This window comes from Comamonas kerstersii (genome assembly GCF_002056725.1).
In the GTDB taxonomy this organism is placed as follows: domain Bacteria; phylum Pseudomonadota; class Gammaproteobacteria; order Burkholderiales; family Burkholderiaceae_C; genus Comamonas; species Comamonas kerstersii.
Map to the genome: position 1 here is coordinate 2142138 of NZ_CP020121.1, position 24905 is coordinate 2167042.

General features: G+C 58.3%; 22 protein-coding genes and 2 tRNA genes. 11 read left to right on the forward strand and 13 right to left on the reverse strand.

The features are described 5' to 3' along the window. Positions 1-304 precede the first annotated feature (304 nt). Together prpC and B5M06_RS10015 are read right to left on the reverse strand one after the other, a co-directional pair. The gene (gene prpC / locus B5M06_RS10010) at positions 305-1453 is read right to left on the reverse strand and encodes a bifunctional 2-methylcitrate synthase/citrate synthase (protein ID WP_054066233.1); all 1149 of its coding nucleotides are present in this window, start codon (positions 1451-1453) and stop codon (positions 305-307) included. Then, on the reverse strand, positions 1450-1848 hold the full coding sequence (locus tag B5M06_RS10015; RefSeq protein WP_054066234.1) for an acyl-CoA thioesterase: 399 nt from the start codon (positions 1846-1848) through the stop codon (positions 1450-1452). Before B5M06_RS10015 ends, prpC begins: the two co-directional genes overlap by 4 nt. A gap of 143 nt (positions 1849-1991) precedes the next feature. Between B5M06_RS10015 and B5M06_RS10020 the strand changes: the two genes are divergently transcribed. After that, complete coding sequence (locus tag B5M06_RS10020; RefSeq protein ID WP_054066235.1) at positions 1992-3482, forward strand: short-chain fatty acyl-CoA regulator family protein; 1491 nt, start codon at positions 1992-1994, stop codon at positions 3480-3482. A gap of 141 nt (positions 3483-3623) precedes the next feature. Here B5M06_RS10020 and B5M06_RS10025 read toward each other — a convergent pair whose 3' ends face one another. From B5M06_RS10025 to B5M06_RS10035, 3 genes are all read right to left on the reverse strand, one after another. Continuing rightward, entirely contained in the window at positions 3624-4589 is a 966-nt protein-coding gene (locus B5M06_RS10025) for a tripartite tricarboxylate transporter substrate binding protein BugE (protein WP_054066236.1), read from the reverse strand. Positions 4590-4798: 209 nt separating this feature from the next. Continuing rightward, a complete protein-coding gene (locus B5M06_RS10030; protein ID WP_054066237.1) occupies positions 4799-6058 on the reverse strand; it encodes a CaiB/BaiF CoA transferase family protein in 1260 nt (419 codons plus the stop codon). Between the two features lie 155 nt (positions 6059-6213). Further along, positions 6214-7404, reverse strand: coding sequence for an acyl-CoA dehydrogenase (locus B5M06_RS10035; RefSeq protein WP_054066244.1), 1191 nt, complete (start codon positions 7402-7404; stop codon positions 6214-6216). A gap of 209 nt (positions 7405-7613) precedes the next feature. Between B5M06_RS10035 and B5M06_RS10040 the strand changes: the two genes are divergently transcribed. Further along, entirely contained in the window at positions 7614-8549 is a 936-nt protein-coding gene (locus B5M06_RS10040; protein WP_054066238.1) for a LysR family transcriptional regulator, read from the forward strand. Positions 8550-8606: 57 nt separating this feature from the next. Here B5M06_RS10040 and B5M06_RS10045 read toward each other — a convergent pair whose 3' ends face one another. The 5 genes from B5M06_RS10045 to B5M06_RS10065 all read right to left on the reverse strand — a co-directional run bounded on the left by B5M06_RS10045 (position 8607) and on the right by B5M06_RS10065 (position 13803). Beyond that, on the reverse strand, positions 8607-9329 hold the full coding sequence (locus B5M06_RS10045) for an LrgB family protein (RefSeq protein ID WP_054066239.1): 723 nt from the start codon (positions 9327-9329) through the stop codon (positions 8607-8609). Then, entirely contained in the window at positions 9326-9691 is a 366-nt protein-coding gene (locus B5M06_RS10050) for a CidA/LrgA family protein (protein WP_054066240.1), read from the reverse strand. The genes B5M06_RS10045 and B5M06_RS10050 overlap by 4 nt, the downstream gene beginning before the upstream one ends. A gap of 348 nt (positions 9692-10039) precedes the next feature. Then, complete coding sequence (locus B5M06_RS10055) at positions 10040-11188, reverse strand: CMD domain-containing protein (RefSeq protein ID WP_077344952.1); 1149 nt, start codon at positions 11186-11188, stop codon at positions 10040-10042. Between the two features lie 24 nt (positions 11189-11212). Then, positions 11213-12685: an NAD(P)-binding domain-containing protein gene (locus B5M06_RS10060; RefSeq protein ID WP_054066241.1), complete on the reverse strand. Its 1473-nt coding sequence runs from the start codon at positions 12683-12685 to the stop codon at positions 11213-11215. Positions 12686-12798: 113 nt separating this feature from the next. After that, positions 12799-13803 carry a Bug family tripartite tricarboxylate transporter substrate binding protein gene (locus tag B5M06_RS10065; RefSeq protein ID WP_054066242.1) on the reverse strand — a complete coding sequence of 335 codons (1005 nt, stop codon included), beginning with the start codon at positions 13801-13803 and terminating at the stop codon, positions 12799-12801. Between the two features lie 447 nt (positions 13804-14250). Here B5M06_RS10065 and B5M06_RS10070 point away from each other — a divergent pair, with 447 nt between their 5' ends. From B5M06_RS10070 to bioF, 6 genes are all read left to right on the forward strand, one after another. Next, a complete protein-coding gene (locus B5M06_RS10070; RefSeq protein WP_054066243.1) occupies positions 14251-15165 on the forward strand; it encodes a Dyp-type peroxidase in 915 nt (304 codons plus the stop codon). Between the two features lie 268 nt (positions 15166-15433). Next, positions 15434-16430 (forward strand): IS5 family transposase gene (locus B5M06_RS10075; protein ID WP_114145215.1). Its coding sequence is split into 2 segments (ribosomal slippage): positions 15434-16084 and positions 16086-16430, totalling 996 coding nucleotides; the frame shifts between segments, so codons are not numbered across the junction. 630 nt (positions 16431-17060) lie between these two features. Then, positions 17061-18113 carry a biotin synthase BioB gene (bioB, locus tag B5M06_RS10080; protein ID WP_077344763.1) on the forward strand — a complete coding sequence of 351 codons (1053 nt, stop codon included), beginning with the start codon at positions 17061-17063 and terminating at the stop codon, positions 18111-18113. Positions 18114-18246: 133 nt separating this feature from the next. Then, entirely contained in the window at positions 18247-19584 is a 1338-nt protein-coding gene (bioA, locus tag B5M06_RS10085; protein WP_054066545.1) for an adenosylmethionine--8-amino-7-oxononanoate transaminase, read from the forward strand. A gap of 21 nt (positions 19585-19605) precedes the next feature. Then, on the forward strand, positions 19606-20289 hold the full coding sequence (gene bioD / locus B5M06_RS10090) for a dethiobiotin synthase (protein WP_054066544.1): 684 nt from the start codon (positions 19606-19608) through the stop codon (positions 20287-20289). Then, a complete protein-coding gene (bioF, locus tag B5M06_RS10095; RefSeq protein ID WP_054066543.1) occupies positions 20289-21485 on the forward strand; it encodes an 8-amino-7-oxononanoate synthase in 1197 nt (398 codons plus the stop codon). Before bioD ends, bioF begins: the two co-directional genes overlap by 1 nt. Before the next feature lie 240 nt (positions 21486-21725). Here bioF and B5M06_RS10100 read toward each other — a convergent pair. Together B5M06_RS10100 and B5M06_RS10105 are read right to left on the reverse strand one after the other, a co-directional pair. After that, positions 21726-21802: transfer RNA gene (locus B5M06_RS10100), tRNA-Met, on the reverse strand. Between the two features lie 42 nt (positions 21803-21844). Further along, positions 21845-21929, reverse strand: a tRNA-Leu gene (locus tag B5M06_RS10105). 39 nt (positions 21930-21968) lie between these two features. Between B5M06_RS10105 and cysM the strand changes: the two genes are divergently transcribed. The 3 genes from cysM to B5M06_RS10120 all read left to right on the forward strand — a co-directional run bounded on the left by cysM (position 21969) and on the right by B5M06_RS10120 (position 23883). Then, on the forward strand, positions 21969-22877 hold the full coding sequence (gene cysM / locus B5M06_RS10110; protein ID WP_054066542.1) for a cysteine synthase CysM: 909 nt from the start codon (positions 21969-21971) through the stop codon (positions 22875-22877). A gap of 76 nt (positions 22878-22953) precedes the next feature. Beyond that, the gene (locus B5M06_RS10115; protein WP_054066541.1) at positions 22954-23565 is read left to right on the forward strand and encodes an NUDIX hydrolase; all 612 of its coding nucleotides are present in this window, start codon (positions 22954-22956) and stop codon (positions 23563-23565) included. A gap of 90 nt (positions 23566-23655) precedes the next feature. Next, on the forward strand, positions 23656-23883 hold the full coding sequence (locus B5M06_RS10120) for a sulfurtransferase TusA family protein (RefSeq protein ID WP_054066540.1): 228 nt from the start codon (positions 23656-23658) through the stop codon (positions 23881-23883). Positions 23884-23957: 74 nt separating this feature from the next. Here the strand turns inward: B5M06_RS10120 and galU are convergent, their stop codons facing one another. Continuing rightward, a complete protein-coding gene (gene galU, locus B5M06_RS10125) occupies positions 23958-24845 on the reverse strand; it encodes a UTP--glucose-1-phosphate uridylyltransferase GalU (RefSeq protein ID WP_054066539.1) in 888 nt (295 codons plus the stop codon). Positions 24846-24905: the final 60 nt, after the last annotated feature.

Consider the following 24905-nt stretch of genomic DNA (forward strand, 5'->3'; position numbering starts at 1 on the left):
CAAGGAGCCAGCTTGGGATGCGCCAGATGCTGCATGGGCAGGCGGACCGGGCCTGTGCAATGTGCCCGGGACTGCAGCGGGCGACCCCCATGCCTGGCCGTGGCAGGGCGCACGGCAGACGCTCTTGGCGCAGTTCCTTCAGCGCTTGGCGCACAGGTGTGCGACCAGGGTCGAATTTCTGGACGATCACGCCATCGTCGACGGCGGTGCCTAGCGGCCGGCGGTGATTGATGAGCATGCATGCACGTAGCGGGCTGCGGATGACAACGCTCAAAGACCGGGCTTGCATGGGCGTGGCAGCGGTTTACTGTCGTGCTTCAATGGGCACGAAGTCCAGGGGATCGGGCCCCACATAGTTGGCACCTGGGCGGATGATCCTGTTGTCCTGGCGCTGCTCAATGATGTGGGCCGACCAGCCGCTGGTGCGTGCAATCACAAACAACGGGGTGAACATGGCGGTGGGTATGCCCATCATGTGATAGCTGACGGCACTGAACCAATCAAGGTTGGGGAACATGCGTTTGACTTCCCACATCACGGCTTCCAGCCGCTGTGCGATGTCATACATCTTAGTGTTGTTTGCTTCGTCCGCGAGTTTTCTGGCCACCCCTTTGATGACCACATTGCGCGGATCGCTGACGGTGTAGACCGGGTGCCCAAATCCGATGATGACCTCCTTGGCCTCCAAGCGGCGACGAATGTCTGCTTCCGCTTCGTCCGGGCTGGCATAGCGCTTCTGAATTTCGAAGGCGACCTCGTTGGCCCCGCCATGTTTGGGACCGCGCAGCGCACCAATCGCTCCGGTGATGGCCGAATACATGTCGCTGCCCGTGCCTGCGATCACGCGAGCCGTGAAGGTTGATGCATTGAACTCGTGCTCGGCATACAGATTCAGCGAGGTGTGCATGGCACGCACCCAGCTTGGCGAGGGCTGGCTGCCATGCAGCAGGTGCAGAAAGTGGCCGCCGATGGAGTCGTCATCAGTTTCCACCTCGATTCTGCGGCCTGAATTGCTGAAGTGGTACCAGTACAGCAGCATGCTGCCCAGGCTGGCCAACAGGCGATCAGCAATGTCGCGGGCGCCTGGAATGTTGTGGTCATGCTTTTCGGGCAGGGCACATCCCAGGGCAGAAACGCCTGTGCGCATCACGTCCATGGGGTGGCTTGCGGCAGGCAGGCGCTCCAAGGCCAGCTTGACGCTGACAGGCAAACCGCGCAGGGCCTTGAGCTTGGCCTTGTAGGCTTTGAGCTCTGCATGCGTGGGCAGCTTGCCATGCACCAGCAAAAACGCAATTTCTTCAAACTCGCACACTTCGGCAATGTCCAGAATGTCATAGCCGCGGTAGTGCAGATCGTTGCCGGTCTGGCCCACGGTGCATAAAGCCGTATTGCCTGCTGTGATGCCTGAAAGCGCGACGGATTTCTTGGCTTTCGGGGCTGCAATGTGCGTCATGGTGTGCTCTCCTTGTGAATGCCTTGGTGGTGTAGTGCGACGGGCTGGCCCCCCGCGTCAATGGCCACCATCTCAAACACTCCCTGCAGGACTTCCTGTGTCCCGAAGTCAGGTGCCTGTGCCCATCCGGTAACGGCCACACTCATGGAACTGCGGCCGACTCGATGGACCGAGGCCCGTAAGAGCAGTTCACAGCCAATCGGCGTTGGTGCCAGAAAATGCACCTGGCGGATGCCTGCCATGACAACCTCACGTTGTGCATAGCTGCGTGCCGACAGAAAAGCAGCTTTGCTCATGAGTTGCAAACCATGGCCCGCAAACAAGCTTCCGTGATGGTTGGCCAGTGAGGGCAGAACAAGCTCTCGCAGTTCTATGGTGTGTTGATCCAGTGCCATAATTTGCAATGTACGCAAATGAAGAAAGCGATAAAAGTGCTGAATTGGCAATAGATTGCGAATGAGAAACGCAGTTTTTGCGAATATTGCGAATGCTTCGGAGGTTGCGAATTTTTCAGACGGAATGTGCGGAGAGCAAGCGGATGAGCAAAATCTTCATGGGGGTGCGTTTGCGCAGCCTGCGGCAAGAGCGTGGGCTGACTCAGGCAGCGCTGGCCAAAGCCCTGGATTTGTCGAGCAGCTACCTCAATCAGATCGAGCAGGACCAGCGGCCTTTGACGGTTCCTGTGCTGCTTAAGATCAACAAGGTTCTGGGTGTTGACATTCAACTGTTCTCCGAAGATGAAGAAGCGCGTGTTCTGACACAGCTGAAAGATGCGCTGTCTGTATTGCCCCCTGAATTGGCCGCAGTTCCCATGGCCGAGCTGCGTGCCATTACGAGCAAGCTGCCGCATGTGGCAAAGGCCATGCTGGCTTTGCACCAGCGCTATGTGGCAAGCACCGAACAGATAGAGCTGCTGGCCGCGCATGCCAATGGTGAAAGCGTGCCCTTGTCAGACGAAGCCAAAACCAGCGGCAGGGCCCTTGCCGCTGTGCCGCCGCAAATGCCGTACGAGGCGGTGCGAGACTTTTTCTTTGCCAGGCGCAACTACTTTGATGCCCTGGACTGCGCTGCCGAAAGCCTGGCCGCACAGGCGCGCGAACATGGGGACAATGTGGTGGAGTGGCTGAAGCAGCGTTTGCAAGCCAGCCATGCGCTTCGAGTCGTACCGATGGATGCTGCCCGGGATAAGGAGGAATTGAGCTACCGCTATTTCGAGGCAAAGACGCGGGTGCTTTACATTGCGCAGCACCTGCGGCCAGGCCAGCAGGCTTTTCATATGGCAACCCAGCTGGCGTTGCTGGAGTTCGAGCAGCATATCGAGCAGGAGTTGCAGGCCGCAGATTGGCAAGATGTTGCGACCCAGCGCCTGGCGCGCATCGGGCTGGCGAACTATGTGGCGGGGGCCTTTCTCTTGCCTTACCGGAGGTTTTTGGCGGCGGCCGAGCGGGTGCAGTACGACGTGGATGTGCTCGCGCGACAGTTTGATGTGGGCTTTGAGACGGTGTGCCACAGACTTTCTACCTTGCAGCGTCCTGAAGCGCCAGGCGTGCCGTTTTTCTTTGTACGTGTCGATCGGGCGGGCAATATCAGCAAACGGCAGTCGGCCACTCATTTTCACTTTTCCAAGACAGGCGGAACCTGCCCCTTGTGGGTGGTGTATGAAGCTTTTCAGCGACCGGGGGAGGTGGTGCCCCAGCTGGCCAGCATGCCCGATGGACGCATGTATTTCTGGATTGCGCGCACAGTCACGACACCGGGTAAAAGGTGGGGGGCGCCCAAGAAGACTTTTTCCATCGGACTGGGATGCGATGTGCGCCATGCCCATCGCCTGATTTATGCCAAAGGTCTGGACTTGAGGCGCACAGATGCGGCTACACCCATCGGCATGGGCTGCAAGGTGTGCGAGCGTCCTGCATGCCCCCAGCGCGCTTTCCCTCATATCGGAAAGCCCTTGCAGGTCAGCGAGAACGAAAGCGGCTTGATTCCCTATGTTTCTGCCTGCCCGTCGGGTCAGGGTGTGTCGACATAAAGCCTGGGGCCCTGCGCTGCAGGCCTGGGGATGGATGGTCAGTGCGGCGCAAGCACCCCTGAATGCCGCCTCGCATGACGGCAGCGCCTGTGCGCATGGCAAACAACCGCAGCCCGCAGCTGCGGCAACCTTAAATTGTCATCAATCCATGGTTAGCTTCTGCTTGTCCACCACTTCCTTGTAGGCGGTGTATTCGGCCTTGATTTCTTCGGCAAATTTTTCGGGCGTATCGGCCACGATCAGAGAGCCGGTGTCTTCAATACGCTTGCGCACGCCGGGGTTCTGCAGCACCTTGTGGACGGCGGCATTGATCTTGTCCACCACATCTTTGGGTAGGTTCTTGGGGCCGATGATGCCGTAGTAGGCCATGCGGTTGACGCCAGGGGCGCCGACTTCAGCCAGCGTGGGCACATCGGGCAGCACGGCCAGGCGCTGGGGGGCGGCCACGACCAGGGGGGTCAAACGATTGGTCTGGATAAAGGGCAGGGTGGAGGGGAAGTTGTCAAACAGCAGCGGAATCTGGCCCGCAACGGCGTCGTTCAGTGCGGGGCCGGAGCCACGGTAGGGCACGTGCTGCATCTGGGTGTCAGTAGCCAGCATGAACATTTCCATCATCAGATGGCCGATGGAGCCGGTGCCGGGCGAGCCAAACGAGTACTTGCCGGGGTTGGTCTTGATTTCCTTCAGGAAGGACTGGTAGTCCTGCCCCGGAAACTTGGGGTTGGCGGCAATGATGTTGGGCGTGGCTGCAATGTTCACGATGGGGGTGAAGTCCGTGAACACGTTGTAGGGGATCTTGGGGTTGATGGCGGGGTTGGTGGCTGTGGTGGACACGGTGGCAATGCCCAGGTGATAGCCATCGGCCGTAGCGCGTGCGGTTTCTGCCGCCCCAATCGCACCGCCGCCACCGCCCTTGTTTTCTACGATGACGGGCTGGCCCAGTTCGCGACCCAGTGGGTCGGCAATGACGCGGGCAATCAGGTCGGTAGTGCCGCCAGCGGCAAAGGGCACCAGCAGCTTGATAGGTTTGCTGGGATAGTTGGACTGGGCGTGAACCACACCTACGGTAGCGAGTGCGGCCAGGGCCAAAAGCGTGCGACGCATCATGTGCAAGTCTCCTTGTTATGTATGTAAGACCGGCTCATCCTAGAGATGGCATGCACAGACGTATTCCATGAAAACCCTGATTAAAGGGTAATTCCTGATTGCATTTTTGTATTTGTATAGACGTAGAAAAGCCTGCCAGGTGCAGGCATGGGATGTGAAAGCAGGCGGCACAGGTGATGGCTGCTGGTGCGCCATCACCTGTGCAAGCTTCAGACCACCTTGGCGCTTTGCAGAGCGGTAATTTCTTCTGGGCTCAGGCCCAGTTCCTGCAGTACTTGCTGGGTGTGCTGGCCCAGCGCGGGTGGTGCATTGCGGTAGCTGACCGGCGTGGCAGACAGGCGCATGGGGCTGGCAACGGTGGCAATCTGTGCAATGCCATCGTCTGCATCGCGTGGCAGCGCCTTGCGGATGCCGCGTGCCTGTACCTGTGGGTCGTCAAAAGCCTGTGCAATGGTGTTAATGGGGCCACAGGGCACGGCCTTGTCTTCCAGCAGGGCAATCCATTCGGCGGTGGTGCGGGTGCGCATCAGCGGCTCCATCAGTGCAAGCAGGGCCGGGCGGTTTTGCACACGCGCGGTATTGGTGGCAAAGCGGGAGTCCTGCGCCCATTCGGGCTTGCCAGCAGCGGCGCAAAAGCGGGCGAACTGCCCGTCATTGCCAATGGCCAGCAATACGTTGCCGTCACTGCTCCTAAAGTCCTGGTACGGCGCAAGGCTGGGGTGGATATTGCCTGCACGCCCTGGCGCTTTGCCGGTGGCCAGAAAACCTGCGGCCTGGTTGGCCAGCACAGCCATGCCTACGTCCAGCAGGGCCATGTCGATGTACTGGCCCTGGCCTGTGCCGGTGCGTGCGCTGTCACGCGCGTTGATGGCGGCGAGGATGGCGTTGCTGGCGTACAGGCCGGTAAAGACGTCAATCACGGCCACGCCCACCTTGAGCGGGCCGCCGCCGGGCTGATCGTCTGCATGGCCGGTGATGCTCATCAGACCGCACATGGCCTGCACCATCAGGTCATAGCCTGCGCGCTCGGCGTACGGGCCTTCCTGGCCAAAGCCGGTGATGGAGCAGTAGATCAGCCGTGGGTTCAGGGTTTTGAGGCTGTCATAGCCCAGCCCGTATTGCTTCAGGCCTCCGACCTTGAAGTTCTCTACCACCACATCGGCTTCAGCCGCCATCTTGCGCAGCAGGGCCTGCCCTTCGGGGTGGGCCATGTCTACGGTGATGCTGCGTTTGTTGCGGTTGCAGGCGGTGAAGTAGCTCGCCTCGCGCGTGTCGTTGCCGTGCTCGTCTTTCAGAAAGGGCGGGCCCCAGTGGCGCGTGTCGTCACCAGCCTCGGGGCGTTCGACCTTGATGACGTCTGCCCCCAGATCGGCCAGCATCTGCGTGGCCCATGGGCCGGCCAGCACGCGTGACAGATCCAGCACCTTGATGCCTGCCAGTGCTCCTTGCTGTCCTGCGGTATGTGACATGTGTTTGTCCTTTGCAGAAAAAAGAAGGAGCTGCCAGCGCTTGATAAATCTGGTTTTCAGATAGTTTTGTATCTGAAACCGTTGAATAGCCAGCGCTAGCAGCTCCTTAACTTATAGAGCGCATCTGCATACGCCCTAGGAGACAACTGCTTCAATCAGTTCGCGAAGGCTGCAATACCCGTCTGTGCACGGCCCAGAATCAGAGCGTGTACGTCGTGCGTGCCTTCGTAGGTGTTCACCACTTCCAGGTTCACCAGGTGGCGGGCCACGCCGAATTCGTCAGAGATGCCGTTGCCACCCATCATGTCGCGCGCCAGGCGGGCAACGTCCAGTGCCTTGCCGCAGTTGTTGCGCTTGATGAGGGATGTGATCTCGATCACGTTCTGGTGCTCGTCCTTCATGCGGCCTACGCGCAGGGCGGCTTGCAGGCCCAGCGTGATTTCGGTCTGCATATCGGCCAGCTTTTTCTGGATCAGCTGGTTGGCAGCCAGCGGGCGGCCAAACTGCTTGCGGTCCAGTGTGTACTGGCGGGCGGTGTGCCAGCAGAACTCGGCCGCACCCATGGCGCCCCAGGCAATGCCAAAGCGGGCGCTGTTCAGGCAGGTGAAGGGGCCCTTCAGGCCGCGCACTTCAGGAAAGGCGTTTTCTTCGGGCACAAACACGTCGTCCATGACGATTTCGCCGGTGATCGAGGCACGCAGGCCCACCTTGCCGTGAATCGCTGGTGCGCTCAGGCCCTTCCAGCCCTTTTCCAGGATAAAGCCGCGGATCTGGCCCATATTGCCGCCTTCGGACACTTCCTTGGCCCAGACCACAAACACGTCGGCGATGGGGCTGTTGGTGATCCACATCTTGCTGCCCTTGAGTTTGTAGCCACCGTCCACCTTGTAGGCGCGGGTAGCCATGGAGCCGGGGTCAGAGCCGTGGTCGGGCTCGGTCAGGCCAAAGCAGCCGATGTATTCGCCAGTTGCCAGCTTGGGCAGGTACTTTTGTTTTTGCTCTTCAGTGCCGAATTCGTTGATGGGCACCATGACCAGCGAAGACTGCACGGATGCCATGGAGCGGTAGCCCGAGTCCACACGCTCGATCTCGCGCGCCACCAGGCCGTAGCTCACATAGTTCAGGCCAGCGCCGCCGTACTCGGTGGGGATGGTGGGGCCCAGCAGGCCCAGCTCGCCCATCTCGCGGAAGATGGAGGCATCGGTCTTTTCATGGCGGAACATGTCCTGCACGCGGGGCATGAGCTTGCCTTGGCAGTACTCATAGGCCGCATCGCGGATCATGCGTTCGTCAGCGGTCAGCTGTTCGTCCAGGTGGAAAGGGTCTTGCCATTGGAAGTTGGACATGTTGTGCTCCTTGGATGTCTCTGTTGTTGGGTAGCAGTGCATGCATTTGTGCATGTCTTTACTGCCATGGAATGCATCGTAAGAACGGGGCAAGAGGTGCGCAAACGATTTGTTTGCATTCAGATATGAGCTTCCTGCATTTCTTGCTTGTCAAAACTGGGGCGCTGCGGCACCATGGCAGGCCCTGAAAATTCCCTGATGGCTGCACGATGCGACGCTCTATTCCCTCCACCCAAGCCCTGGCCTGCTTTGAGGCTGCCGCTCGCCACGAGAGCTATACACGCGCTGCACAGGAGCTGGCACTGACTCAGGGGGCAGTCTCGCGGCAGGTGATGGCGCTGGAAGAGTTCGTCGGCGTGCCGCTGTTCAGGCGCACACGCCATGGCGTGGCCCTCACGCCTGCGGGGGAGACCTATGCGCGCAAGGTACGCCACTGGCTGCTGGGCATGGAGCGTGACACGCTGGACCTGATGGCCCATCAGGGCTCTGGCGGCACCATCAAGCTGGCCGCAGTGCCGACCTTTGCTACGCGCTGGCTTATGCCACGCCTGCCGCAGCTGGCGCAGCAGCACCCGGACATCACTGTGCACATTGACGTGCAGACCCGCCCGTTTCTGTTTGCAGACACGGGCTTTGATGCCGCGCTGTATGCGGGCACGCCCGAGCAGGTGCGCAACTGGCCGGGCATTGAGGCCTTGCACCTGATGGATGAAGACGTGGTGCCCGTATGCAGCCCCCGCCTGCTGGACAGGGCCACACAGCGCGCCCCGGGCCGTGCTTGGCAGCCCCTGCCGCCGCAGGCACTGGCCGATTTGCCGCTGCTGCAACAAAGCACGCGGCCCCAGGGCTGGGTGCAGTGGTTTCAGTCCGTCAACGTGGATGCACCACGCGCCATGGATGGCCCGCGCTATGAGCTGTTCTCCATGCTGGCAGTCGCTGCGGCGCAGGGCATGGGCGTGGCGCTGATTCCGCCCATGCTGGTGGAGTCTGAACTGGCGCGGGGGGAGCTGGTCATTGCCTGCGCTCAGCCACTGCGCGGGGAGCGCGGCTACTACCTCATCACCCCGGCGCAGCAGGCACCGTCTGCCGTGCTGCAGACGTTTTCAGACTGGCTCAAAACCATGGCCCAGCAGGCCATGGGATGAATGAGAGAGAAATCAGCCGCTAACGCTGATGCAGCCTGCGCTGGAAGCTATGGTTTTTTAGAGTTTCTGAAACAGCGCCACGCACAACGGCATCAGCACGGCCGTCAGTACGCCATTGAGCCCCATGGCCAGCGCGGCAAAAGCACCGGCGGTGGGGTTGATCTGTATGGAGCGTGCCGTGCCAATGGCGTGGGCCGTCAGCCCCTGGGCAAAGCCTTCTACGGCAGAGTCTTTGCTGCGTACCAGGCGCATCAGCAGCGGCGCCAGCATGCAGCTGCTGATGCCGGTCACGGCCACCGCAACCGCCGCCAGCGAAGGCAGGCCACCAAAGCGCTCTGACATGGGAAGGGCAATGGGAATGGTGGCGGATTTGGGGGCGAGCGAGATGATGGTCTCCCAGCTGCCGCCCAGTGCCCAGGCAATGCCCATGGCCGAAAACAGCGCCACCACACAGCCGACCAGCAGTGCCACGCTGATGGGGCGCCACAGTGCCCGGATGCGCGCACGCTGGGTGTACAGCGGAATGGCCAGCGCCACGGTGGCCGGGCCAATCAGGATATTGAGCCACTCCACCCCTTGCTTGTAGGTGGCGTAAGGCGTGTCTGTGGCCAGCAGGATGCAGACAATGATGACCACGGCGGGAAACACCGGAATCAACAGTGGATGGCAGTGGCTGCGCCTGTACAGCGCCATGGTGGCCAGATAGACCAGCATGGTCAGCACCAGCCAGGGCAGGTGGGTGCTGGAGAGCTGCGCCAGCACATCGCCCCAGGCCATCATGGGCGTGGCTCCTGCGGTGGCTGGGGCTCACGGGCCAGCATCCATTTGAACGTCAGTGCGGTGACCACAAAGGTGATGGCAGCGCCCGCCACACCGGCAATCACAAAGGGCTGCCACTCGCGTGCGATGCGGTCAAAGTGCAGCATGACGCCTGCAATGGTGGGGATGAATAGCAGCATCATGTTTTGCAGCAGCATCTGACCGGTCTGCTCCAGCGCGTGGGGCAGCTTGCCGTAAACCAGCAGGCCAAGCAGCAGGAGCAGGGCGCCGAGCAAAGCACCGGGGAAAGGCAGCTGCAGCCAGCGGACGATGGCTTCCCCTGCAAGCTGCAGCGCAAACAGGGCTGCCAGGGCGTAGAGCATGTGAGATATCCCTTCATCAAAGCAGAGCACAAAGCAAGCTGTGCAATTGTCGGTAGCAATCATGGGCAGGCGTACAGCTTCATACAAGCGTTTTCCCTTGTCAGCGCTTGTGTGGTCTGCCTGAGTAGCTACGTTTTTTGCGGACTGCCTGCTTTCTGAGCAGCTTAATGTAGCTTTTGTAAAAACAACAACTTAGGGTGTGTGCTCCGTAGAGTCACGGGAGTTGTCCACAGCTTTGTCCAGTGGTTTGGTGGAAAAGCTCTAGGGTTAGTACTTAGATGATTGCGCAGAGGAATGCATGGCGCAGCGGTGCTTCTGTTGAGGACATGCGCCATGTCTGAGCGTGGCTCAGGTGTTCAGATAAACGGCTTCACCCAGATTCAGCATCAGGCGGTTGGCCCAGCCGAACAGGGCGGCGGCGTGCAGCATGTCCAGCACTTCCAGATCGTTCAGACCGGCAGCGCGCAAGGCCTGGATATGCGCTGCGCCCAGGCCAGCAGGGTCACGGGTGAGGGTGATGGCCGCCTGGATGATGGCGCGCTCACGGGCCTGAGTACCGGCAGTGTGAGGGTCATCAAAGATCTGCGCCATCACATCGTTGCGCTTGGCCAGCTGCTCAAAGCGCTGGGCATGAACCGAAGCACAGTACACGCAGCCGTTGACGCGCGAGACGGCTGTGGCCGCCACTTCACGCTCGGCACGTGAGAGGCCGCCGGGTGCGTACATGATGGCGTTAAAGGCCTGTGAGCGTTCCAGCAGCACCTGGGGCTGGCGGCACAGCAGCAGGTAAAAGTCCATGGTGCGCGCCTTGGGGTGGCTTACGTCCAGTGTGTGCTGTTGATCGGGCGTGGCGGTGGCTGGGTCGAGCACGGGCAGCCAGGACTTCCAGTCCAGCGTCTCGCTGGTGTAGCCATTGCGGCGCAGCGGCTCACCGGGCGCAGGCAGGTTGGCGGGGTGCACAAAGGCGGGGGCAGCGGCAGCATCTGCCACGGGCACTTCGCCCTGGCTGCCAGCAGCCACCATGGCTTGCAGACCAGCAATCACACGGGCTTGGTAGGACACAAAGCCAATCAGCTGGGCCAGCAGCACGGTGTCATCCACAGAGACACCAGCGGCTGGAATGTTCAGCAGGGCCTGGCGGTCGCTCTGTGCGGGTTCCAGCGACAGGCTGCGCACAAAGTGCCGCATGGCGTCCAGACGTGCATCGCCGGTGGTGCAGCCGTGCTCATCCAGCACGCGGCGCAGCGCGGGGGGCAGTGCCAGGGCTTGGGCACGCTGCTGGTACAGCTGCTGCAGCACGGTGATGCCGCTCACGCGGGCCTGTTCTGCAGCGAGTACCAGGCGTTCGGCCTGGCTGAGGGTGGAGGGCAGCTCGCTGCCCAGCAGCAGGTCTTCACAGGCCTGGGTAGCAAGGACTACCTTGGCGCGCTGGTGGCGGATGGCATGCAGGGCATGGTCGGCCTGCAGGCCAGCAAGTTGGTCGATCGTGTCAGTCATTTCAGGGCCAGAAAAACAAGGGTGTCAGGGGTGGCGCAGAGCGCGGATACGTGCGGCAGGCTCGGCAGGCTGCCATTCCGTGCCATCGAGCTCAGGTTCCGCATAGGCTTGCAGTTGGGCAAAGTGGTGCTCCACATCCTCGCGGTAGAACAGGCCTGCCAGCCCCTGTGCGAGCTTGCGTGCGCCATCGCTGATGGCAGGAATGTCGCCCGACACCGTGCCGTGCGACAAGGCTGCTGGGTAGCAGAAGCAGTGGATGCGGTCCAGCCCCGGGCACTGGCCGGGCTGCTTTTCCTGGAAGGCAAACAGCGGGTCCAGGTCTGGCGAGGCATACAGCTCCGCATCGTGCAGGGCATCGGGTGCCTCAAAGCGGTCTTTCCACAGGCGCACATGGGGGGCGATGTCTGCAAACTCGGGGCGCAGTGACCAGTCGATGGCAAAGCCTGTGGCCACGATCAGAAAGTCCAGCGCAAACACGCCCTGTGGGGTGTGAACGTCCAGGTGGCTGGGGTGCTGCACAACTTGCTGCACGGCACAGCCAAAGTTGAAGTGCGCATTGGGGTGGCGTGAGACACGCAGCGTGCTGCCATGCGGTGGTGGCACCTGCTGGGCGTTGATGTAGTGGCGGATGCGCCATTTCCAGTCATCAGGCAGCAGGTACTGGCCGTGGGTCAGCCCCGGTACGCCAGAGCCTTTGGATTTGTTGATGCGTGGCAAGTCTGGGCGACGGATCAGCAGGTCAACGCTGGCTGCGCCGTGTTCCAGCGCGGTGCCTGCGCTGTCCATGGCCGATGCACCAGCACCTACCACGCCGATGCGCAGGCCTTGGAGCTGGGCATAGTCCAGCTTGTCGGAAGAGTGTGCCCAGCGATGGCGGTCTACGCCTTGCAGGAAGGATGGCACCTGTGCGCCGCCCAGACCGTCACGGCCGGTGGCCAGCACTACACGGCGTGCACGCCAGGTGCTGCGCTGTGTGGGTGTCTGCACGTCCACTTCGACCATGCCATCGGGCTGCGGGCGAATGGCAAGCACCTGGTGCTCATTGCGCACATCGGCCTGCGTGACGCGGCGGTACCAGCGCAGGTAGTCCATCCATTGCAGGCGTGGAATCTTGTCGAGCGCTTGCCAGGCGGCTTCGCCCCATTGCGCGATGAACCAGGCGCGAAAACTCAGCGAAGGCAGGCCGAGGGCCGGGCCCAGCAGTTCCTTGGGGGAGCGCAGTGTTTCCATGCGCGCGGTGGTGGCCCATGGGCCTTCAAAGTCCTGAGGGGCGCGGTCTAGCAGCACGGGGTAGATGCCTACCTGCCGCAGTGCGACGGACAGTGCCAGTCCGGTCTGGCCTGCACCGATGATGAGCACATCGTGCACCGCATCCCCCTGGGCCGCAGTGCGTGCAGGAATCCATGGTTTGGCTGGCCAGCCGAGTGTGAGCAGGTCGTCCTGCAGGCGTGCTTCCAGGGTCTGCAGGCCGGAGGCGGGAGAGTCGGTCAAAGACATAAGGCAATCACAAAAAGCAAGAGAGCACCATGTCCTATGGTGCTCCGGAAAATCTGATGCTGTCGTAAGCAGGAGTGCGTACAGGAGACGGCTATCTCCTGCATGCACCGCCATCAGTCAATGGAGACTTTGGCATCTTGCACGACCTTTGCCCATTTGCGGCGATCGTCATGCACGGTCTGGCGGAACTGCTCGGGCGTTTCTGCACGGATGCTGTTGCCGGTGGACAGGAAGCGCTCGCGGATTTCAGGCTGCTCCAGCACATCACGCACGGCCTGGTTGAACTTGTTCACGATGGCTGCATCCGTGCCCTTGGGTGCGAAGATGCCAAACCAGATCGAGCTGTTGAAGCCTTCGGTACCGGGCAGGCCACTGGAAGCAATGGTGGGAACTTCCGAGACGGCCTGTACGGGCTGTGCTGTAGTCACACCCAGCAGGCGTACCTTGCCCTGCTTGTAGTGGGGCAGCATGGTCTGCACCTGGTTCATCACGCAGCAGGTTTCGCCGCGCAGCACCGAGGTAATGGCTTCCGGGCCGCTCTTGTAGGGCACGTGCACCATGTCCAGGCCCAGGCGTGCATTGAACTCGGCAAACGCCATGTGGGTGCCAGCTCCATTGCCGGTGGAGGCGTAGTTGTACTTGCCGGGGTTGGCCTTGATCTCGCGCACAAACTCTTCGAGGCTGCTGACGTCAATCACGGCGGGATTCACGGTCAGCACATTGGCCACGTCAATCAGCGGCGCTACAGGCACAAAGTCCGCTTCCACGTCGAAAGGCAGGTTCTTGTACAGCGCAGCATTGCTGCCGTGGGTGGCGGCGGTGCCGAAGTATAAAGTGTTGCCATCAGGCTTGGAGCGGGCCACGTATTCGCTGCCGATATTGCCCGCAGCGCCTGGCTTGTAGTCGATGATGATGGGCTGGCCCAGCTTTTCGCTCAGCGGCGTCTGCACCGTGCGGGCCACGACGTCCACTCCCGAGCCAGCGCTGAAACCCATGATGAGCGTGATGGGTTGCTGGGGCCACTGTGTGGCATCAGCAGCGTGCGCAGCAGTAAAGCAGGTGCCTGCGGCCAGTACAGCAGCGGCAGCCAAGCGGGTGTGACGAGTCAGGAAAAACATAGAGCCCAGCCAATGCAGTGATATATGAAGGAATCTGCATTGTGAGGACTTCTTCAGATGCGTTTTTTATATGCATATCGTGCATTGCTGAATAAAAGTCGCTATGTCATTGAAATGTAAGAACTTTTTGCGCTTGCAGATGCGGCATGCAAATGCGTAATTTGAATATGCGGAGCACTGTCACACAGCGTGCATGAAGTGTTGTGTGTGAAAGACTGTTGGATGGAGCTCTTACGCCGCAGATTTTGCGGCCATGGCGCTGTGTCTCATACCAGCGCTGCACGTGTTCATGGGGTTGAGGCAGTGTCAATGCATCACTGCAATGACTTGAGATCAGGCCGCGGCTTGCTTTGAAGCTAGGGGCTGATGTTCAAACAAGCGGGACAGCTCTGAGGTCATTCGCCCCTAAACTTTAGGCTGTCTTCTATCTAGTGAATCGGTAACTTCATGACAAAAGCACAAGCGGGTATTCTGGCGCCACTTCCTGAACAGGGGCGCTATGTTTTCTTCACTCTGGCTGGTTCTGGCGCAGCGTTAACCAGTGCGCTAAGCAAACTACAGGCCACGGCTGTTGATGGGAAGGTCGTGGTTGGCATCGGTTTGCAAGTCTTGCAAAAAATGGGAAAACAGCTGTCGCTGATGCGTGAGTTTCCGCATCTGAAGGGGGCGATGTTCGAAGCTCCCAGTACGCCATATGCACTGTGCCTTTGGTTACGCAGTGATCAGCGTGGAGAGTTGCTTGCAATAACAGCAAAGCTTGCTTCTATGCTTGCACCTGCCTTCAAGATCGACCATGCGGTGGATACCTTTTTGCATGAGCGTACAGCCAGTGGGCATGGACGCGATTTGACGGGTTATGAGGACGGCACCGAAAACCCTGAAGCTGATGCAGCTGTTGCAGCAAGTATCACAGCTGGGCAGGGCGAGGGGGTGGATGGCAGTAGTTTTTGGGCTTTACAGCAGTGGATGCATGACTACGCTGCCTTTGGTCGCATGAGTGTGAATGAGCAGGACAATACGGTGGGTAGACGTTGCTCGGACAATGAAGAGCTAGAGGATGCGCCGGAGTCTGCACATGTCAAACGAACAGCGCAGGAAAGCTTTGAACCAGAGGCATTTGTGGTGCGACGTTCCATGCCCTGGTGGAGTGTTAGCCCGCAGGGAGAGGATCGCAGTGGGCTGATGTTTTCGGCTTTTGGCTCTAGCTTTAATGCTTTCGAAGCCCAGATGCGCCGTATGCTGGGTATGGATGACGGTATCAGTGATGCTTTGTTTGCTTTCTCCAGGCCATTGACGGGTAGCTATTTCTGGTGTCCTCCTGTGAAGGAAGGCCGGTTGGACTTACGTGTGCTAGGGCTGTGAGCAGGGTTGAACACCGTGTGACAAAAAGGGCTGTAGTCCATATGCCATCTCCAGGTGGATCAGCTGTTCATGAAAACGCGTACTGAATCGAGCTGCGTTTTAGCCAGATGAATCCAACGGTCGCGATCTATGACCGGGTAGCCTGTTTGGGATGTGAAGATGCAAAAGCCAGCTAGCGCTGGCTGATATTTGGCTGTAAAAACTCACAGACCTAGAGAACCTCTGCATAAGTCCCCAACGCATGTGCTTGCACATGCGTTGGGGACTTATGCAGCAATTTGATCTTGGCCTGAACCTTTCCACCAAAAAAACACGTAAACGCGAATTCCTGGAGCAGATGCAGCAAGTCGTTCCATGGCAAGAGTTGGTGGACTTGATTGCGCCATATGCACCTGAAGGTCGCAAAGGACGGCCTCCATTTCCTGTGGAGATGCTGCTGCGCATTCACTTTATGCAGCAGTGGTTCAACCTCAGTGATCCAGCTATGGAAGAAGCGCTGCATGACATGCCCTTGTTTCGGGAATTCCTTGGCCTGTCATGGGGCAGTGCCACGCCTGATGAGAGCACTATCCTGCGGTTTCGTCATCTATTGGAAACACACAAGCTGGCCGAGCAAATCCTGAAGACCGTCACGGACTTGCTGGAGCGTAAAAAGCTGCTGCTTCGCACGGGAACCATCGTGGATGCCACACTGATTGCAGCGCCCAGCTCAACCAAAAACAGCACCAAATCTCGTGATCCTGAGATGCACCAGACCAAAAAGGGCAACCAGTGGTACTTTGGCATGAAGGCCCATATTGGCGTGGATGCGGACTCTGGCTTGGCGCATACCGTGCGGGGCACATCAGCCAACGTCAATGATGTCGTTGAAGCCAACAGCCTGCTGCATGGAAAAGAGGTTGATGGCTATGGAGATGCTTGGCTACCAAGGCGCGGACAAACGTCCCGACATGCCAACGCCAGAACCTGAGCGCAAATTCCAATGGCATATCGCCATGAAGCGCAGCCAGCGCAAGGCGCTAGATCATCAGCACCCGATATCAGCCCTGCAAGAGCAGCTTGAGCAGGTGAAGTCCAAAATCCGGGCCAAGGTCGAACACCCATTCAGAGTCATCAAGCGTCAGTTTGGCCACGTCAAAGTTCGCTACCGAGGCTTGAGAAAGAACACGCAGCAATTGCATACCCTGTTTGCCTTGGCGAACTTGTGGATGGCCCGTGGCCGTTTGCTGAAAAACAGCCAATCCAAGCCTGGTGTGGGTGCATAAAAAGCAAGATGCCTGCGAAACGCGGGCATCTTGAGTGCCAGGGGCAAGGGAACATCACACTCGTTCAAGCACTATCACGCTTGAAATCGAGTTATGCAGAGGTTCCTTAGTTTGCAGGTGCGTAGTGTTCCATTCTCCATGGGTGCCAGATGGCAGCAATTGCCTAGATCGTCGGTGATGAGCATGTATGGGGCATCAGCCTCTGAGCGAAAGTACGCAACATAGGTTTATTGGCCTCATGTGCTAGTGCGATAAATAGGCCGATCAATACACAAAAGAGAATTGTCACACAATATTACATTTCACAATGCGGAAATTTTCTGGTTTTTCGCCTAAATCATCTAAATTTTCAATAAAAAATACTCTATATGTCTTTAAATACGCTTAATTTGAATGAAACTAAATTCTGAATATGCGCAAGATGGCAGGAGATCAACTAATTTTCACCGATGATGAAGGATTGGTTTAGTAATTTGTGTCTATCTCCTTTTAAATTCTGAAAAATTTCAGCTAAAAATAGACAAATTTCGCGCAATAGTAATTTCGGTATATGTAGGACGCGCGGTAGATCTGCAGAGGTTTTTTTGTGCTGACAATGAATGGGATACCTTTTCAGAGGATTTATTTCTCATGTCACACACTTCTTGCACATCTCCCGATGTCTCTTCCGTAACCAGCCAAACGGTGAATTTCCACCAGCCTGTAGTCCGTACGACTGCTGATGCGGCTGCACAGCGATGGCCTGTAGAGGCTGTGCAGCAATTGCTGGATTGGCCCTTCATGGATTTGATGTTCAAAGCACAAAGCGTGCACCGTGAACATTGGCCGGAAGGTGAAATTGAGTTGGCGACTTTGCTGTCTGTGAAGACCGGCGGATGTCCAGAGAACTGTGGATATTGCCCACAGTCAGCGGAGTTTGATACCGGCGTGAAAGCAGAGAAATTGATGAGCGTGGAAGAAGTCACGCGTGCCGCCAAAGCTGCGCAAATTGCAGGAGCCACACGCTTTTGCATGGGAGCTGCATGGCGTGCTCCCAAGGATCGCGACATCGAAAAAATGAATGAGCTGATCGCTGCTGTCAAAGGGCTAGGAATGCAAACCTGTGCCACGCTGGGTATGTTGCAGCCACATCAAGCTCAATCTTTGCGTAGCGCTGGGTTGGACTACTACAACCACAACCTGGACACTGCACCAGAGTATTACCAAGACGTGGTGAGCACGCGGCAGTACCAAGACCGGCTCGACACCTTATCTGCTGTGCGTAATGCAGGCATCAGTGTGTGCTGCGGCGGCATCATTGGGATGGGCGAAGCACCAGTGCACCGCGCAGGATTGATTGCGCAGCTTGCCAATATGGAGCCTTACCCAGAATCAGTGCCTATCAACAGCTTGGTGCGTGTGCCTGGTACACCCTTGGCGGACAGTGATCCCGTCGACCCCTTGGACTTTGTGCGGGTGATTGCTGTAGCTCGTATCACCATGCCCAAAGCACGCGTTCGCCTATCTGCAGGTCGTCAGCAATTAGGTGAAGCGGTGCAGGCTTTGTGCTTCATGGCTGGAGCCAACTCCATTTTCTACGGCGACAAGCTCTTAGTGACGGGTAACCCTGATGTTGAAGCCGACACACAGTTGATGCAAAAGCTTGGGCTTAAGGGGCTGCGCATAACTGCTCACGCTAAATAGTTGCTAGCTCTACCGCGTTGAAGCAAAGGCGCAGACCTCACTAGCGTCATCCACTCCCCCCACCTTTAAGTCTGTATGACGTGCTAAATAAGCGGCCGTCACGGCGCAGCTTTGCCTGCGCAAGGAGACATCTATGTCTACATCATCACTCGCTGAGCGCAGCCTAGCTGCTGTTTGGCACCCTTGTACCCCAATGAAGCGACACGAGCATGAGCCTTTGCTGGCCATCGATCGCGCTGAAGGAACTTGGCTGTACGACACGCAAGGCCATCGTTATTTGGATGCGATCAGCTCATGGTGGGTCAATCTGTTTGGGCACAGCCATCCGCATATCCGCGAAGCACTCACGCAGCAACTGAAGCAACTGGACCACGTGATGTTAGCTGGTTGCACCCATGCCCCTGTCGTGGAGTTGTCTGAAAGGTTGGCTGCGCTGACTGGGCTCGGTCATGCGAGTTTTGGAAGTGACGGAGCTTCCGCAACAGAGATGGCACTCAAAATGAGCGCTCATTACTGGCGCAATAGCGGGCAACCTGAAAAAAATAGCTTTGTTGGTTTGGCCGGTGGTTATCACGGAGAAACTGTGGGTGCGCTCTCTATCACGGATGTAGAGATATTCCGCAGCGCCTACGCACCTTTACTGCGCCTGTCTGCCACCGTGCCAAGCCCGGATAAAAGACAAGCCTTGCCGGGAGAGTCTGCCGCAGATGTAGCGCGACGCGCTGCGGCCAAGCTGGAGGTGTGGCTGCAACAGCACCACGCGCATACCGCCGCTTTGGTAGTGGAGCCCTTATTACAGTGCGCAGCTGGCATGGTGATGTATGACCCACTGTACTTGCGCTTGGCGCGTGAGATGTGCACCCGCTATCAAGTGCATTTGGTGGTCGATGAAATTGCCACTGGCTTTGGGCGCACAGGCAGCATGTTTGCTCACCAGCAGGCAGGCATTCGACCAGATTTCATCTGCTTATCCAAAGGTTTGACGGGCGGCACATTGCCTTTGTCGGCAGTGCTCACCACGGAGGATGTCTACCAAGCTTTTTATGGAACAGACACTGCTCGCGCGTTTTTGCACTCACATTCGTACACAGGCAATCCTTTGGCATGCCGCGCAGCATTGGCCACCTTGGAGCTTTTTGAAAAACTCAATGCACTGAAAGAAAACCAAGAGTTGGCAAAGCAACTGAGTGCAGCATTCCTTCCCCTCACTACCCATCAACGGGTGCGACATGCACGCCATTTGGGGATGGTGTGGGCTTGGGACATAGATACCACTTTGCCAAATTTTGCCCAGTGCTATCACGCTGCCGCAAAGGCTCGTGGGCTGTTGCTACGTCCTATTGGCAACACCTTGTACTGCATGCCGCCTTATGTGTTGCAAGCCAAAGAGGTGCAACACCTGTCTAGCCAAATGCTCGCAGCACTTGAGGACTGCTTGGCGCAAGAGGCGCAGCAGTATCCATTGATTTAATACCTGATAGGGGTAATTTCTATGATCGCTTGTTTTGTCACCGGCACCGATACCGGGGTCGGTAAAACGCTTTCCAGTTGTGCCCTGCTGCATGCACTTGCGCAGCATCACCCACGCGTGGTGGGTATGAAACCTGTAGCCTCTGGCGCACAGCGCGATGGGCAGGCTGGGTGGGCAAATGAAGACAGCATTGCCCTGCGCACTGCCAGCACATTGAAGGTGGCCGCTTCTTTAGACAACCCATTCTTACTGGCCGATCCAGTCTCCCCCCACATCGCCGCTGAGCGGGCCAATGTGGTCGTCACACTGCCCCCCATTCTCGCGGCGTTCCAAGCTTTGCACCAGCAGGCTGACGCCATCGTAGTGGAGGGGGCTGGAGGCTGGCAGGTGCCTTTGTCACCCAGCTTGCGCATTGCAGATCTGGCTTTGGCGCTGCAATTGCCGGTGGTCTTGGTGGTGGGCATGCGCTTGGGGTGTATCAACCATGCGTTGCTCACTGCGGATGCCATTCGCGCCAGTGGGCTGCAGTTGGCGGGCTGGATTGCCAGCCATGTGGACCCACACATGCTGGAGCCCGAGGCCAACATGAATTATCTGCGGGCACACATAGGTGCTCCCTTGTTGGCTGATATCCCATGGCAGGCGCAGCCTGATGCCAGCACCATCACTGTGCATCTACCCAAGGAGTGGACATGCAAGCCTTAATGCCTGACTCTTGGTTGCAAGCCTTGCCCCAGCAATTGCAAAAACTGCAAGACCAGCACTTGCAGCGACACAGGCGTGAGGTAGTGCCTGCGGGGGGGGCGCATGTCAAAGTGAATGGCCAGCCAATGCTGCAGTTTTGCAGCAATGACTATCTGGGTCTGTCACAACACCCCGCGCTGATCGAGGCTGCTCGCCAAGGCGCTTTGGAGTTCGGCGTAGGCGCTGGGGGATCCCCGATGGTTAACGGCCACAGCACCGCCAATGCGCAATTGGAGGAGGCACTGGCCAGTTATGTTCAACTTCCTCGTGCTTTGTATTTCTATGCGGGTTTTGCGACCAATGTCAGCGTGATACCCGCCCTAGTGGGGGCAGATGATGCTATTTTTTCCGATGCACTGAATCACGCCAGTTTGATAGACGGCTGCCGCCTCTCACGCGCCAGCATTCACCGCTATGAGCACACTGACCTTGCTGATTTAGAGTGTCGACTTGCCGCTAGTTCACATCGCCGAAAATTGGTGATCAGTGATGCCGTTTTCAGCATGGATGGGGACGTTGCAGACATCCGCGCGCTGGTGGCATTGTGCGAGCGTTATGACGCACTATTGATGCTCGATGACGCCCATGGTTTCGGTATTTGCGGCCCCCAAGGGCGTGGCAGCTTGGCTGCTGCTGGCCTAACTGGCGCGAATGCCAGCCCTCGCGTGCTGTATATGGGTACCCTCAGCAAATCTGCGGGTGTTGCAGGTGGTTTTGTGGCCGGCAGTAATACTCTGATCGAATGGTTGTTGCAGCGTACGCGCAGCTACACCTTTGCAACAGCCGCTCCAGGGATGTTGGCGCGAGCGCTGCAACAGAGTTTGTCAGCGATGGAAGAAGGCGACCATTTACGCAGCCAATTGCAAGCGCGTATTGCGCAGTTGCGCGCTGGTTTAGCGCCAGTTTTGGCCATTACAGGCTGGCAGCTATTGCCATCGAACACGCCTATTCAAGCTCTGGTCATTGGTGACAACAGCAAGGCACTACAACTGATGGAGGCACTGCGAGAACGCAGCATTTGGGTGCCTGCTATTCGCCCACCTACCGTCGCTGCAGGTACCGCACGCTTGCGCATCGCTTTGTCGGCCGCCCATACCCCTCAAGATATCGTGCAGTTGGTGAACGCTTTGCAAGAAATCGCTGGTCGGTCGCGATGATTAACAAAATCTCAAGTGATTTGTCCGTAGCGATTGGGCACGTATCTGATGGGGATACCGTGTTGGTGAGTGGCTTTGGGTAAGCTGGTGCACCTGAACTACTGATTCAGGCACTCGTTGAAAACGGTGCGAAAGAGTTGACAGTGGTGAGCCATGGTGCGGGACCTGACATTTCTGGTAGCTGCAGAAATAGACAAGAAAAAAGCCTTGGTGAACATGGATTCACCAAGGCTTTTTATGTGGTTGCGAGGGCCGGATTTGAACCAACGACCTTTGGGTTATGAGCCCAACGAGCTACCAGACTGCTCCACCTCGCGGTAATTTTGATGCATGATGACGACGCTAGCAAACTTGTGCTGTGGTGCCCGGGGCCGGAATCGAACCGGCACGCCTTGCGGCGGCGGATTTTGAGTCCGCTGCGTCTACCAATTCCACCACCCGGGCGTCATCAGTGCGTGGCCGGAATTATGGCACATTTACGGGATGCAAAAAAAATATTCTTCGATTGAAGCAGCCATCGGTTCAACGCCGCTGGTCGCTTTGCAGCGTATCGAGGCTGCAGCCAATGCGCAGCGCGGCAACGTGGTGCTGGGCAAGCTGGAAGGCAACAATCCTGCAGGTTCGGTCAAGGACCGTCCTGCACTGTCCATGATTCAGCGTGCTGAGGAGCGCGGCGAGATCAAGCCTGGCGACACCTTGATCGAAGCCACATCGGGCAACACCGGTATTGCACTGGCCATGGCTGCTGCCATCAAGGGCTATCGCATGGTGCTGATCATGCCTGAGGACTTGTCCATTGAGCGTGCCCAGACCATGAAGGCTTATGGTGCGGAGCTGATCCTCACGCCCAAGAGCGGCGGCATGGAATACGCACGCGACCTGGCCGATCAGATGGTGGCACAGGGCAAGGGTGTGGTGCTGGACCAGTTTGCCAATGAAGACAACCCCCGTGCGCACTATGAGACCACAGGCCCCGAGATCTGGGAGCAGACCGGTGGTGAGGTGACCCACTTTGTGAGCGCCATGGGCACGACCGGCACCATCACAGGCGTGGCCAAGTTCCTCAAGGAAAAGAACCCCAACGTCAAGATCATCGGTGCCCAGCCTTCGGAAGGCTCACGCATTCCGGGCATTCGCAAGTGGCCGGAGGAATACCTGCCCAAGATTTACGACGCCAGCCTGGTGGACGAGCTGGTCTATGTGAGCCAGGATGATGCAGAAGACATGTGCCGCCGCATGGCGCGTGAAGAAGGCATCTTCGCAGGCATTTCTGCCGCAGGTGCCTGCTGGGTCGCGCAGGAGATTGCCAAGCGCGAGCAGAACGCCACCATTGTGTTCATCGTCTGTGACCGTGGTGACCGCTATCTCTCAACGGGCGTATTCCCCGCCTGATTGAGCTTCACCACAAGCAAAAGGTCGCGCTGCTGCGGCCTTTTTTATCGCCCATACCTACAAGGAAAGCTGCTCCATGAGCCATGAAATGCGTTTTTGCCCCAGCTGTGCCACGCCTTTGCAGTGGAGGTCGCAGCAGGAAGACAGTGGAATGAAAGCGCGGCTGCGCTGCCCGGCCTGTGACTGGACGCACTGGGGCAACCCCACGCCCGTGCTGGCTGCGGTGGTGGAAAACGATGCAGAGCAGGTACTGCTGGCGCGCAATGCACTGTGGCAGGAAGGCATGTTCGGCCTGATCACGGGATTTATGGAGGCCGGTGAGTCGCCAGAGGCCGGGATTTGCCGTGAGGTGCTCGAGGAAACCGGCTTGCGCGTGAAAGCGCTGCGCATACTGGGTTCGTGGGAGTTCCTGCGCATGAACCAGGTGCTGATTGCCTACCACGTGCGTGTAGAGGGCGAAGTGCGTCTTTCGCCAGAGCTGGTGGAGTATCAGTGGAAGAGCGCACAGGAGGCGCGCTGCTGGCCATCGGGTACAGGCTATGCGCTGGCACACTGGATTCGCAGCAAGGGGCTGGAGCCACAGTTTGGCGCTTTCCGACCCAATCAGTCGCCAGAGCCTGATCCTGCCAAGTGGCCGCCGCAATACTGGGCCGAGGATGGCCGCTTTATGCTGCCGCCTGCGGTGTAGGCATGGGAGTGTTGCCGTACGCCACATGCGTGCACGGACTATGGATTTGCTGCGCTGCCTACAATGCAGACAGTAAAAGGAATCTCAGTCATGGAAATTCACCAGGAAATTGACACACGCGGTCTGAATTGCCCCCTGCCTATCCTCAAGGCCAAGAAAGCCCTGGCCGCCATGAGCAGTGGTGAGCTGCTGAAGGTGGTGGCCACGGATACCGGCTCGCTCAAGGACTTTCAGGCCTTTGCCAAGCAGACAGGCAATGAGCTGGTGCAGCAGGAGACAGTGGGTGATGAATTCATCCACATCCTGCGCCGCCGTTAAAAATAAGAGCTGCTTACGCAAGAAAGGCCTGCATTTGCAGGCCTTTTGTATTGGAAACGCTTGAAAATCCAGCGTTAGATGCTCAGATTTTTGAGGTAGTCACGGAAATGCGCGCCCACATCGGGGTGCTGCAGCGCCAGCTCGACCGTGGCTTCCAGAAAGCCTTCCTTGCTACCGCAGTCATAGCGCTTGCCGATGTACTGGTAAGCGTAGACGGCCTCGTGCTGCATCAGGCGCTCGATGGCATCGGTCAGCTGGATTTCTCCGCCCACGCCCTTGGGCTGGTTGCGGATTTCCTCAAAGATGCGTGGTGTCAGCACATAGCGGCCAGCCACGCCCATGCGTGAGGGAGCCACTTCGGGAGCGGGTTTTTCTACGATCTGGTCAATACGCATCAAGGGGCCGCCAGCTGGCTCGCCCTTGACAATGCCATAGCGCTTGGTGTGCTCCTGTGGCACTTCCTGCACGGCCAGCAGTGAGCGGCCTTGCTTGGCAAAGGCATCGACCATTTGCTTCATCACGCCGGGGCCACCAGCTTCGCCGCGCATCAGGTCATCGGCCAGGATGACGGCAAAGGGCTCGTTGCCCACCAGCGGCTCTGCACACAGCACGGCGTGGCCCAGGCCCAGCGAGCGGGGCTGGCGCACAAACAGGCAGTTCATGTCTGCAGGGGCAATGCTGCGCACCAGGTCCAGCATGGCATGTTTGCCAGCGCGCTCGAGTTCGTTTTCCAGTTCGTAGGCGGTGTCGAAATGGTCTTCAATCGCGCGCTTGCTGCGGCCGGTGACGAACACCATGTCGCGAATGCCTGCTTCATAGGCTTCTTCCACGGCGTACTGGATCAGGGGTTTGTCCACCACGGGCAGCATCTCCTTGGGTGATGCCTTGGTGGCAGGCAAAAAGCGGGTGCCAAGACCAGCGACAGGAAAAACAGCTTTGCGAACTGGGGTTTGGTTGGACATGGTCTTAATCCTTCTTGTTCTGGATGGAAAAAAGGCGCAGAGAACTGCGCCTTTTTGTTG